Below are 10984 nucleotides of genomic sequence, written 5' to 3' on the forward strand. Positions count from 1 at the left end.
TATGAATCGAGGTTGTTCGCGGGACCCCGAATGTGCCGCTCATCCCTCACCCCGTGTTGGGCGTCCCCGTCCGTACCGTCCTGAGACCACACGAGCCTCGGGCCGGTTCGCATGCCGAGGCGGAAGCTGACCCTGCGCGCCGAGGGGGCGGGCGTCGAAGCGGGAATAGTCGTCAGAGGGAGTCGTCTGGGGACGGTCTTGATTTCATGTATTGCGCACAGCCGGGTTCCCAACGCAGGGCCATAGAGACAGAATGTGTTCCGTGGTTTCCCCCCGACGCGCTAGCTAGAGCTGCGCCAGGAACCGCTTGATTTCGTCGTGGGTGCCAAGAACCAGAAGCGTCAGGGTGTCAGCGTCGCGCCGGAACAGAATGCGCAAGGCGAGCCCCGCGCGGAGCTCGTAGAATGCGCCGCGCAGCTTGCGTAGCCCAACATGGGCATGCGGGTGGCCGAAAGTTTCGGGGAGCTTGAGCAAGGCCTTCGACACGAGGCCGAAGTCAGGCTCCGACAGCGATTTCAGTGCCCGCCGAAAAGGTGCGGTCGTTTCGACTTTCAAGCTCGGGATTTCTTGGGGGGGCGAGTCCTCTGGAGTAGCTCTTCCATGCTCGAATGTTTTCGCGTGCGGCCGGCGGCTCGCTCATTTCGCAGCCAGGAGTTGAGCTTGACGGATTCGGCAGCGGTCAACTGGAGATCGTCTTCGCTGATGGGAGCCAGTCGGACGGCTGGCTTTCCGTGCCGGCTGATGACGACGGTTTCGCCCCGCTCAGCCAGTCGGATGAGCATCCCCAGCTCGAGTTTGGCCTCCGAAAGAGATCGGAATTTCATACGAAAATTGTATCTCAATTCGCGTGGGTTGGGGGAGCGGTCCTTCCTTTCAGAGGCTGCGTGGGGGCGGTCCTTTCTTTCATGCATTACTGAATTGAACCAGGCTCTCGGCATCTCCGACGCGCCGCTCATCCCTCACCTCCATGTCGGCAAGTCCCCATCCGCATCCCCCTGGGACCACACGAGCCTCAGGCCGTTGCGTCTGCCGAGAGGGAAGCCGACCGGGCGCGGCGGGGGGCCGGTGCCGGCGCAGGATGGCGACGGTGTCCGCGGCGATCAGGCCCGGTATGGCACGTCGATCGACACGTAGTCTCCGAAGCTCAACGCTCTGATCGCGAGCTTGAACTTCGCGAGTTCTTCCGACTCGATCCCCACGCCGTCAAGCAGGTGATCGAGCATCGCGTCCGGCGCGCGGTCGTCGTAGCTCTTCACGAAGACGTGCATCTCGTACTCCGGCGGATGAGCTTTGGGATCGAAGGAAGAATCGTGGGGGGCGGGATTTGCCGCCGCGACCTTTCGGACGACGACCACCTTGTCGATCATCGGTTTCACATTCATTTTCGGGACTCCTCTGGCGAGTATTGTACGCCGCCTGCTCGCATGCGCCGCCGCCGTCGCTAGACCGACGAGGGGCGCCTGAAACTCGAGACGGCTGTCTCGAGAAGCACGCAAGCCAGAACTGACCCACAATTCTCCCCGGAAGCGGACGGGGTAGCGTCGAAAGACCGGCTAAACTCGCCCGGGATTCGAAAAGGAGCCCGATGGCGGAAAGGGGTCGTTCGCGCGCCTGGATCGTCGAGAAGTTCGGAGGGCCGGAGAGGCTGACGCTTTCCGGGCGCGACGACCCGTCTCCCGGCCGCGGAGAGGTGCGGCTCCGCACGGCGGCGATCGGGCTGAACTTCGCCGATCTCTTCGTCCGCGCGGGCGCGTACCCGAATACTCCGCCGGCGCCGATGGTCCCGGGAATGGAGATCTCGGGCGTCATCGACGCGGTCGGCGCCGGCGTCGACGGTTTCGAGATCGGCCAGCGGGCCGTGGCCGTTCCGATCTTCGGCGGACACGCGGAGTCGGTCGTCTGTCCCGCCGAGCGCGTGTTCCCGATTCCGGACGGCGCCGATCTCGTCGAGGCCGCGGCGCTTCCCGTCGCCTTTCTGACCGCCGACTACGCGCTGTCGGCCGGCGACGGGCGCGCCGGCGAGCGGCTCGTCGTCACCGCGGCGGCCGGGGGCGTGGGGAGCGCTCTCCTCCAGCTCGCCGGCAGGCGGGGACTGCGGACGCTCGCCCTGGTCGGATCGGAAGCCAAGCTCGATCTTTGCCGGCGGCTCGGCGCGGAAGCCGTCGGGCTCTACGGATCCGCCGAAGCGCTGCTCGATGCCGGATTCGAAGGGCGCGCCGACCTCGTCGTCGACGCGATCGGCGGGCGGCTCTTCCGGAGGCTCTGGCGGCGTCTCGACCGGGGCGGACGCTACGTGCTCTACGGTTTTGCGGCGGCGTCGCGGCCGGGAGGCGTCGCGCGGTTTCGCGCGGCCCTGGAGCTCGCGGCCATGGGAATCGTCGTTCCCTATCGGACGATCCAGGAATGCCGGACGCTCGTCGGATTCAACCTCTCGCTCCTGCCCGGCCGGACCGCGCGCCTGCGGGAGAGCGCGCGAGAGATCTTCCGGAAGTGGCGCGCGGGAGAGATCGCCCCGATCCTCGGGCCGCGATTTTCCTTCGAGCGCCTCCCGGACGCGCACCGCGCGCTCGCCGGCCGCGCCACGACCGGCAAGGTGCTGGTGGTCGTGCGTTCCTGATCCGGCCCGGAACGGTTCGGGCACGGTCCCATGATGAATGGGGTTTCTCCTCGATTGGCAGAGATTTTGGAGGACGGTTCTTCGACGGGCGCGGCGAAGAAGAATCGATGGGGATCGGGTTTGGGAGCAGGCCGGGCGTGTGGTTTGCCACGGGCCCTGCGCGGCGGGGACGACGGCCGCTGGACAGCCGCCGTGGCGAGGTCAGGGATTTCGAAGCACCCCCCGCCGCAAGAAATCCGCGATCTCGGACTGAGCTTCTTCTTCGTGTCCGACGAGGAGGTGTCCGCCGGAGGGGAAGCCGACGAACCGGGCGCCGCGGATCTGCTCGGCCGTGTAGCGCGCCGGCTCCCAGGTGCCGTAGCCGCAGTCGGGTGCGGCGAAGACGAGCGTCGGCGCCGAGATCGAATCGAGATCGTAGCGTCGAATCGCCGACACGATGGCCGCATCATTGACGAGGCCGAGCCGGCGCGGGCTGACGGGGAGGATGTGGCGGAGCATCATGTCGACGCGCGCCCTCTCGGAGCGGCTTGCGCGCGCGACCACGGCGGTCGGCGTCCCCATGAGCGTCCGGATCGCGGCGGGGCGAAGCAGGCGCTCGAAGATCCAGAAGAGGTAGTCGGAGCGCAGGGCCGTGTCGAATACCGCCGGCACGCCGGAGGGCGTGCGGACCGGGGGCCCGCCGCCGGGCCGCGGCGCGAACGCCGCGGGGACCATGAGCACGAGCGCCGAGCAGCGATCGGGATGCCGGATCGCGAACTGGAGCGCCGAAGGCGCGCCCGCGGATGCGCCGAGGACCGCGGCGCGCTGGACGCCGAGCGCGTCGAGGAGGCAGGCGTGCGCGTCCGCCTGGGCCTCTGCGGACGCGTCGGGCGGGAGCGGCGTGCCGAGATAGCCGAAGCGGGAGACGGCGACGACGCGAAACCCCTTCGCCGCGAGCGGGCCGGCGAGGTCCAGTCCCTGATCCCAGCCCCCGCCGGCGCCGTGGACGGCGAGGAGGACCGGCCCCGCTCCGACGGAGGCGTATTCGATCGGGCCGCAGCGCGTCTGCGCGACGGCGCCGCCTTCCCGGACGCGCTTCCTCTGTTTGACGATCTCGCGGCGGTAGAAGAAGACCGAGAGGCCGAAGAGCGAGGCAAGCGCGACCGCGAATGTTCCGAAGATTCTCTTCACGGAGAGATTGTTCCCGTAATGCGATGTTGAAACCTGAGCCGAACGAACCACTCGCGGCCCGCGGACCCGGGCTCTCCGCAATATCCAGTGCAGGCTCTGCCGCGCCGATCGCCGGTAGCGGCCGGCAGGCGAGAGATCAGCCGGCCGAAACCGCCTTCAGGATGTCGGCCGCCTGCTGCTTGGTCGAGGCGTGCAGGTCGCGCCAGACGATCCTGCCGCCCTTGATGAGGAACGACTGGCGGCTGGCGAAGCCCATCGTCGTCGGGACGCCGAACGCGCGGATCACGTTCTTGCCGGAATCGGCGATCAGCGTGAACGGGAGGTGATACTTCTCCTGGAACGCTTTCTGCTCCTTCGGCGTGTCGGCCGAGACGCCGATGACCGTCACGCCCTTTTTCGTCAGATCCTCGAACGCGTCGCGGAGGCTGCACGCCTCGGCGGTGCAGCCGGGCGTGTCCGCCTTCGGGTAGAAGTAGACGAGGGTCCACCCGGCGCCGTAGAGCTTCGAAAGCGAAACGGGCCGGCCGTCCTGATCGACGGACTGCGCGTCGGGGGCAGCGTCCCCGACCTTCAGCGGCTCGGGAGCCGCGGCGCGGGCGAGCGAGATCGCGAGAGCGACCGCGGAAACTCCGGCGATTGCGGCGATGCGTCGGTATCTCATGGCCCGGATTATAGGGGCCGGATCGAGAGGTTTGCTCGGCTTTCATCATTCCGTCGCGGTTGATTCGCATGCATCTGGAGCCGCCGCCTTCCTCCGCCGATGATCGAGAGGCCCGGTCGGGGCGCTCGAAAGGAGACCCGATGAAACTGCCGAGGTCCGGTCGCCCGATTCTCGCGGCAACTCTGCTGCTCTCGCTGTCCGGCTGCTTCATCTTGATGGTGAAGCACACGACGGTCTCCCATGGACACATCGAGAAGGGGCCGGCCGACGTCTACCTCAAGTCGCCGGACTCCGTCATCGAGGTGAGGCAGGAGAGGAGCGGCGTCTCTCCGCGGATCTCCGTCAAGGTCGCGGCCGACAGCTCGGAAGGATTGAAGCTCCTGAGCTACGAGGTGCTGAAGGGCGACGACAAGACGGGGACCTACCGCACCGTCGCCTCCGGGTCGAAGTCGGCGACGGCGATTGTCGATTCCGTGGGGCAGACAAAGTGGTCGACGCACCTCGAGCTGCCGGCCGTTCTCGATCTCTCCGGAACCGCGAGCGTCCCGCTCCTTCTTCGCGTGACCGCGGAGGAACAGAACGGCACGATGCAGGTGATCGCGGCGAAGTATCGGGAGCTTCCCGCGCAGTAGGTCCTCGCGCGGCAAGCGGGAAACGGCCCCGAGGCCGTCCCGGCGGCTCGGTACGACCGGGCGAAGATCCGCAGCTGCTCCTCTCCCTGTCGTGGCGCCGGACCGCTCGCTCGCTTAATGTATAACAAGGCGTTGACCCCAAAGTGGCATCGCGAGCTCGACTCGGAACACGGCATCGGTTTCGACCGCGGGCAAGGGCGCGACGTACTCGTGGAGCATCGCCAACGACAACGGAACGATCACTTCCGGCCAGGGAACGAGGAGCATCCAGTTCACGCCGACCGGCCCGGGATCCGTGGACCTTCAGGTCACGGTGACGAGCGGCGACGGCTGCACCACGAACGGTCCGACGACCAGCGTCACGATCGACCCGGGGTGCTGACCTTGCGGTGACTCGAATTGTGGGCCCGGCCGGTCCGCCGGCCGGGCCGCTTTGTTAGTGGCACCCGAAACTCGCTGAAGCTCCGCGGGACGCCGCCGAGGGCCCCCGCGTCTAGCGCAGCGTCGGAAAATCCTTCAGCACGAGCGACTGGGCCCGGGGTATGGCGTCCTCGATCCGCGGGGCGTCCTCGGACTTCATCCGCTCCTTCCGAACCGTGGCAGAGTTTTCCCAGAGGAGCTCGCCGTTCCCCAGACCGATCAGCGAATACCGGAGCGTCAACTCAGCGACGACGGTGTGGTGGAAGAATCCGTCATTCGGGCGATCGATCTGCCAGACGTCGCCCTGAAGAATGGCGTCGGTTTTCAACGCATCGGAGATCCGCTTCAGGCCGACCATATCGATGTCGCCGGGTGTCGGGGAGCTCCGCGCAAAACGTGAATACGATCCGGCCAGACCCGCATCCTCCAGAAGTCGCTGCGATTGCGCCGGCCCGATGATCTCGAGATTCGGATTGGTTGCGGCCAGCCTTCGGGTCGCCGCGCGGTTCAAATCCCCTTCGACGTCCGGTGGCAATCTCGTCCCTCGAAGGGGCAGGACCGCGACGCGCGCCATGTGGACGGATCGCAGAGAAGGGTCGCGAAAGGTTCGAAGGCGGGTCGTCGTCGTGCACGCCAGGACGGGAATTGCGAGGAGCCATATCGAAGACATCCGGAGCCCGGGCCGTCGCGAGGAGTTCATGTTTCCTCCCGGATAGGGCCGATCTCTCGGCCCGCGCGTTGGACAATGTTTCGCCTGGCTCGTGGAAACGTATCGGACCCGAGCAGGCCGCCGAAAGATCCGAACGCACCAGGCTGCTCCGTATTAAGGCTCTCTTCAGGAGCCTCCGCGCGCGAAAGCGCGCTGCTACCGTTTCGCGCAACGGCGCCCCGAGGGCACCTGAGATCCCGGATTCGGAATTCGCCGGCGGGATCTCAGAGACCTTCGAAGCGCAATCGAGGAGGATCTCATGCGATTCCGATTTTTCGTCGTTGCCCTCAGTCTGGCGTTCCTGTCCGCTATCGCGGCGCCCCGCGCGAATGCCGATCGCGGGCGATCGCGGATCTCGGTCCCCTCCGACGGCGATCATTCGTCGTCGGCGCTCACGCGGATCGCCGGTCACGACGACCATGGCGGGGCGTCCGGCTCGGACAACCCCGGCGAGACGGAGATCCAGGGCACGGTGAGCGCGATCGACTGCGGCTCGAACACGATGACCGTGGCGACGGGTTCCGGCGACGCGGCGGTCGCGTTCGACGCGTTCACGACGTTCAAGATGCACGGCAGCGCCGCCACGTGCTCCGACATCCAGGTGGGCGACACGGTCGAGGTCTCGGGCACGCTCCAGGGGGACGCGTCGATCCTCGCCGCGAAGGTCTCGATCGAGGCCCCGGAAGCTCAGGAAGCGGAGATCACGGGAACGGTCTCATCGGTCGACTGCGAGGCCGACACGATGATCGTCTCGACCGATTCCGGCGACGTGACGGTTTCCTTCGATTCGTCGACCGCTTTCCAGAAGCAGGACAACGCCGCGGCGTGCTCCGACGTCCAGGTGGGCGACACGGTCGAGGTCTCGGGCACGCTCCAGGGAGACGGGTCGATCCTCGCAGCGAAGGTCTCGATCGAATCGGAAGACGGCGGCGGCGGCGACGCTCAGGAGTCGGAGATCTCGGGAACGGTTTCGTCGATCGACTGCGGGGCCGACACGATGGTCGTCTCGACCGATTCCGGCGACGTGACCGTCTCCTTCGACGGAAGCACCGCCTTCTCGAGCAAGGGCTCGCCGGCTTCCTGCGGCGACATCGCGGCCGGCGACGCCGTCGAGGTCTCGGGGGCGCTCCAGGGAGACGGCCGCATCCTCGCTTCGAAGGTGGGCTTCGAGGCGCCGGAGATCGAGGAGACCGAGGTCAGCGGGACGATTCTTTCCACCGACAGCGGCACCCAGACGTTCGTCTTGACGACGGGCTCGGGCAACGTGACGATCGACACCGACTCGAACACCGTGATCCAGCAGGACGGCGACGCGAAGACGTTCGCCGATCTCGCGGCCGGGATGCAGGTCGAAGTGAAGGGAATCCTTCAGGGCGACGGGAGCATCCTGGCGGAGACGGTCAAGATCGAATCCGGCGACTGAGGATCCTTCCCGATCGGCTTCGAACGCCCGGCTCGAGAGGGCCGGGCTCCTTTTTTGGCGTCACTTTCGCAGAGATCGGAGGCGAATGAGCATTCGACGCGTTCTCGCGGCACCGGGTTTCATCGTCGCGGTACTGGCCTCGTCCGTCGCACACGCCGCCGCCGTCCCCGTCCGCTTCCCGGAAGGGGTCGTGCACGGGTTCCTGACGCTTGCGACGCCGGCGGGGAAGATTCTCGCCGACGGCGACTCGATCCAGTTCGCGCGGGGAGACCGGGTTACGAGCCGTCTCGTCTTCCGCTTTCGGGACGGATCGCTCCAGGACGAAACGACCGTGTTCCTCCAGCGCGATCGCTTCGAGCTCCTGACCGATCACATGATCCAGAAAGGTCCGAGCTTCCCGCACCCGATCGAGATCACGATCGACCGGCCGGCCGGGCACGTGACCGTGAGGACGACCGGAAAGGACGGCAGGGAAGAGACGATCGACCGGCGCATGGAGCTGCCCGCGGACCTCGCCAACGGCCTCGTCCCCACGCTCCTGAAGAACCTCCCGGCAGGGGCGGGGAAGACCTCGGCGCCGTATCTTGCGGCGACGCCGAAACCTTCGATCGTCACGCTCGCGCTCTCGCGCGACGGCGGAGACACGATTTCGGTCGGATCGTCCCGGCGGAAGGCGCAACGCTGGGTCGTGCACGTGGAGCTCTCCGGGATCAAGGGCGTCCTGGCGAAGCTCCTCGGGAAGCAGCCGCCCGACACTCACATCTGGATCCTCGGCGGCGACGCGCCCACGTTCCTGCGGTCCGAGAGTCCCGCGTGGTTCGGCGGGCCGATGTGGGTGATCCGGCTCTCGGCTCCCGCCTGGCCGGAGGCTTCGTCGGCCGATTCCCGCTGATCCGCGAGACGCCTCAGCGGAGCCGGCGCTCCGCGCGTCTCCGGCGCCGCTTTCCGGCGAGGTCGGCGATGATCGCCGCGCCGGCGGCCCACAGCGAGTAATCGGGCGCCATCCCGAGGAGGACGGCCGCCGAGCCACCGAAGACGCACCAGACGAGCGGCACCGCCGAGACGATCTCCCGGATCGGAAAGTCGCGCCGCAGGAAGACGCCGACGGTGAAGAGGACCGTCGGACAGGGAACGCCGAACGTCGGCAGGCGCGGCCAGCGCTCGCCGGCGGCGAGAACGGCGAGAGGGTACGCGAGCGCGGCGATCAGGAACACCGCTCCCGCGGCGGCGCGCCAGCTTCCGCCGGCGGTGGGACGCTCCCCCACGGGGCGCGGCCCGTGTGCGGCGGGACGAATTCCCCGGCCGAACACGGCGAGGCCGGCGAGCAGCACGCCTTCGACGGCGAAGAGGAGGGCGAAGCCGATCGCGGCCGGATTGACCCTGCGGAAGAAGATGCCGTGATAGACGACGGCGTTCCAGAACCAGAGGACCGAGAGGTACGCCGCCATGACACGGCCTCCTGCCGGGCGGCGCGCGAGCATTCCCCACGCGAGAAGAGCCGCGGCGAGCCAGAGCGCGAGCGCGGCCGGTCCCACGGCGCCGTTGTACGCGCCGAAGACGTCGAGGAACTGCGCGCGCGTGAAGGGGAGTTTCATGGGTCAGCCGGCGCGGCGGGAGCCGGGACGCGAGCGGCGCGCAGATCCGGGCTTCAAGATGCTTCGAGAATACCGCAGCCGGGCTCGTCGGAACCAACAGGAAGGGCGCCCCTTTCGGAGCGCCCCGTGACCCGCGGAGGTCGAGGAGGAATGCCGGCGGATTCAGAAGCGGGCAAGTGTGCCGCTTTGGAGGGTGATGAAGAAATTGACGCCGTTGCTGGAGACGAACGTCGGGAAGGAGTCGGTCCCCATGTCGATCGCTCCGAGCGGAGCCAGAGTCGTCGACTTCCACACCGAGACGCTGTCGCCGCTGAAGTTCGTGACGAGGATCTTGTCGCCGTCGAAGGCGGCGGATTCCGGGCCGCTGAGGCCGTTGCCGGTGATCGTCGTCATCAGCGCTCCGGAGGAGACGTGCACCACCGCGACCGAGTCGTCGGAAAAGCACGGGACGAAGATGTTCGTGCCGTTGAACACGGGATACATCGGATTCTTGCCGACGGCCACCGTGCGGATCACATTGGCATACTCGTTGAGCTCGAGGAGAGTGCCCGCGTTGAAATCCGTGACCCAGACGTGATTCCCGTCGAAGATCGCGCCGGTGAGGGCGCTGAAGCCGTCGGTGTACGTGGTCACCGACCATGGACCCGAGCGCGGATGGACGAGGGATACTCCGCTATAGCCGATCACCCAGAGCTGGCTTCCGTCGAACAGGATGCTCGTCGGCCCCGCGAGCAACGGCGCGGTCGTCGAGATGACGGTCACGGCGCCGGGGGCATTCTGAGGATCGATCTGATAGAGGGCGCCGCTGTTGGAGATGACGAAGATCTTTCCCATCGCGGAAACCATCGAGAACGCGCCGGTGGCGCCGGTCCACGTCTCCAGCAAACGCCCGGTGCTTCCCTGGATCTTGAGCACCCGGCCGCCCGAGCTGTCGGCGACCCACACGTCGGGCCCGTCGGAAACGGTATTCATCAGCACGCCGCCGAGCGACGTCGTCGCCATCTGCAGGATCGACTTCGGCACGGCCCACTGGCCCAGAGACGCGCGGACGATCGTCCGGCTCACGGAGCTGTCGAGCGTGCGCGTGACGAAGGCCGCCATCTGTTCGCGGTTGACCAGGCCGGTGGGGCTGAATGTCGTGGCCGACGTCCCGTTGGTGAGGCCGGTCAAATAGGCCTCCGCGATGGGATCGACGAAGCCGCCGCAGTCGGCCAGGTCGGTGAAGGGAATGCTCGCGGACATCTGAGCAAACCCACGCGACGCCGTGCCCATCGCGAGCGCGGCGGCGAGCGCGATCGCCCCCCAGGAAGAGAATCGATGCATGAGTCCGGTGTTCATTGGGTACCTCACTTTCGGGATCGGTGAATCGCAATGGGAAGGCCAGCCCGCCGCGCCGGCGCGTCGAACGCGCAAGTCGTTTCGCTGGAACGATCGACGCGGGCGGCGCCTGCGTCATGCCCGGCGCCGGTTACGAGAACGGGAATGGTCATCTGGAAGCCGGACACCCGGCGGCCCGGTCGGATGGGTGAAGAAACATCGAGTCCACGTTCGCCGGGCGGGCCGAGCGGGTCTTTCCGAGCGCCGCGAGCCGGGATCATTCATGAGCACGCCGGGGGGGAGCGGCGATGTGACCGCGGCGTTTCGAAGCGACGCCTTCGCCTTCGACTCGTTCGCTGACGGGAGCGTTCCCGAGAGGTTCTTTTCGCCGGAAGAGCCGAACCGTCAGGTCCGGCTGTCTTCCGTGATGACGTCGGGGA

11 protein-coding genes are annotated in these 10984 nt (G+C 67.2%); 4 read left to right on the forward strand and 7 right to left on the reverse strand.

Annotated features, from left to right (window positions below; genetic code table 11):
* Positions 1-285 precede the first annotated feature (285 nt).
* Both VKH46_12525 and VKH46_12530 read right to left on the reverse strand, forming a co-directional pair.
* A complete protein-coding gene (locus VKH46_12525; protein HKB71663.1) occupies positions 286-555 on the reverse strand; it encodes a hypothetical protein in 270 nt (89 codons plus the stop codon).
* 545 nt (positions 556-1100) lie between these two features.
* Positions 1101-1382 carry a hypothetical protein gene (locus tag VKH46_12530; GenBank protein ID HKB71664.1) on the reverse strand — a complete coding sequence of 94 codons (282 nt, stop codon included), beginning with the start codon at positions 1380-1382 and terminating at the stop codon, positions 1101-1103.
* Between the two features lie 203 nt (positions 1383-1585).
* Here VKH46_12530 and VKH46_12535 point away from each other — a divergent pair, with 203 nt between their 5' ends.
* On the forward strand, positions 1586-2617 hold the full coding sequence (locus tag VKH46_12535; protein ID HKB71665.1) for a zinc-binding dehydrogenase: 1032 nt from the start codon (positions 1586-1588) through the stop codon (positions 2615-2617).
* A gap of 201 nt (positions 2618-2818) precedes the next feature.
* Here the strand turns inward: VKH46_12535 and VKH46_12540 are convergent, their stop codons facing one another.
* Together VKH46_12540 and VKH46_12545 are read right to left on the reverse strand one after the other, a co-directional pair.
* On the reverse strand, positions 2819-3787 hold the full coding sequence (locus VKH46_12540) for an alpha/beta hydrolase (GenBank protein HKB71666.1): 969 nt from the start codon (positions 3785-3787) through the stop codon (positions 2819-2821).
* Positions 3788-3923: 136 nt separating this feature from the next.
* On the reverse strand, positions 3924-4448 hold the full coding sequence (locus VKH46_12545; GenBank protein HKB71667.1) for a peroxiredoxin: 525 nt from the start codon (positions 4446-4448) through the stop codon (positions 3924-3926).
* 140 nt (positions 4449-4588) lie between these two features.
* On the opposite strand from VKH46_12545, the gene VKH46_12550 reads away from it, so the two are divergent.
* Positions 4589-5080, forward strand: coding sequence for a hypothetical protein (locus VKH46_12550; GenBank protein ID HKB71668.1), 492 nt, complete (start codon positions 4589-4591; stop codon positions 5078-5080).
* Between the two features lie 493 nt (positions 5081-5573).
* Here the strand turns inward: VKH46_12550 and VKH46_12555 are convergent, their stop codons facing one another.
* Positions 5574-6011 (reverse strand): hypothetical protein, encoded by a 438-nt coding sequence (locus tag VKH46_12555; GenBank protein HKB71669.1) that lies wholly within the window; start codon positions 6009-6011, stop codon positions 5574-5576.
* Between the two features lie 457 nt (positions 6012-6468).
* On the opposite strand from VKH46_12555, the gene VKH46_12560 reads away from it, so the two are divergent.
* Positions 6469-7632: a DUF5666 domain-containing protein gene (locus VKH46_12560; protein HKB71670.1), complete on the forward strand. Its 1164-nt coding sequence runs from the start codon at positions 6469-6471 to the stop codon at positions 7630-7632.
* A gap of 85 nt (positions 7633-7717) precedes the next feature.
* On the forward strand, positions 7718-8524 hold the full coding sequence (locus VKH46_12565) for a hypothetical protein (protein ID HKB71671.1): 807 nt from the start codon (positions 7718-7720) through the stop codon (positions 8522-8524).
* A gap of 13 nt (positions 8525-8537) precedes the next feature.
* Here VKH46_12565 and VKH46_12570 read toward each other — a convergent pair whose 3' ends face one another.
* Positions 8538-9227, reverse strand: coding sequence for a DUF6064 family protein (locus VKH46_12570; protein ID HKB71672.1), 690 nt, complete (start codon positions 9225-9227; stop codon positions 8538-8540).
* A gap of 162 nt (positions 9228-9389) precedes the next feature.
* Positions 9390-10565, reverse strand: coding sequence for an S-layer homology domain-containing protein (locus VKH46_12575; protein HKB71673.1), 1176 nt, complete (start codon positions 10563-10565; stop codon positions 9390-9392).
* Positions 10566-10984 lie beyond the last annotated feature (419 nt).

It is taken from the genome of Thermoanaerobaculia bacterium (genome assembly GCA_035260525.1).
Taxonomy (GTDB): Bacteria; Acidobacteriota; Thermoanaerobaculia; order UBA5066; family DATFVB01; genus DATFVB01.

What these genes read in the sequence shown, in the direction of transcription:
- VKH46_12530 (HKB71664.1), bottom strand. Translation starts at nt 1,382, where the DNA reads ATGAATGTGAAACCGATGATCGACAAGGTGGTCGTCGTCCGAAAGGTC.
- VKH46_12535 (HKB71665.1), top strand. Translation starts at nt 1,586, where the DNA reads ATGGCGGAAAGGGGTCGTTCGCGCGCCTGGATCGTCGAGAAGTTCGGA.
- VKH46_12545 (HKB71667.1), bottom strand. Translation starts at nt 4,448, where the DNA reads ATGAGATACCGACGCATCGCCGCAATCGCCGGAGTTTCCGCGGTCGCT.
- VKH46_12550 (HKB71668.1), top strand. Translation starts at nt 4,589, where the DNA reads ATGAAACTGCCGAGGTCCGGTCGCCCGATTCTCGCGGCAACTCTGCTG.
- VKH46_12560 (HKB71670.1), top strand. Translation starts at nt 6,469, where the DNA reads ATGCGATTCCGATTTTTCGTCGTTGCCCTCAGTCTGGCGTTCCTGTCC.
- VKH46_12565 (HKB71671.1), top strand. Translation starts at nt 7,718, where the DNA reads ATGAGCATTCGACGCGTTCTCGCGGCACCGGGTTTCATCGTCGCGGTA.
- VKH46_12570 (HKB71672.1), bottom strand. Translation starts at nt 9,227, where the DNA reads ATGAAACTCCCCTTCACGCGCGCGCAGTTCCTCGACGTCTTCGGCGCG.
- VKH46_12575 (HKB71673.1), bottom strand. Translation starts at nt 10,565, where the DNA reads ATGAACACCGGACTCATGCATCGATTCTCTTCCTGGGGGGCGATCGCG.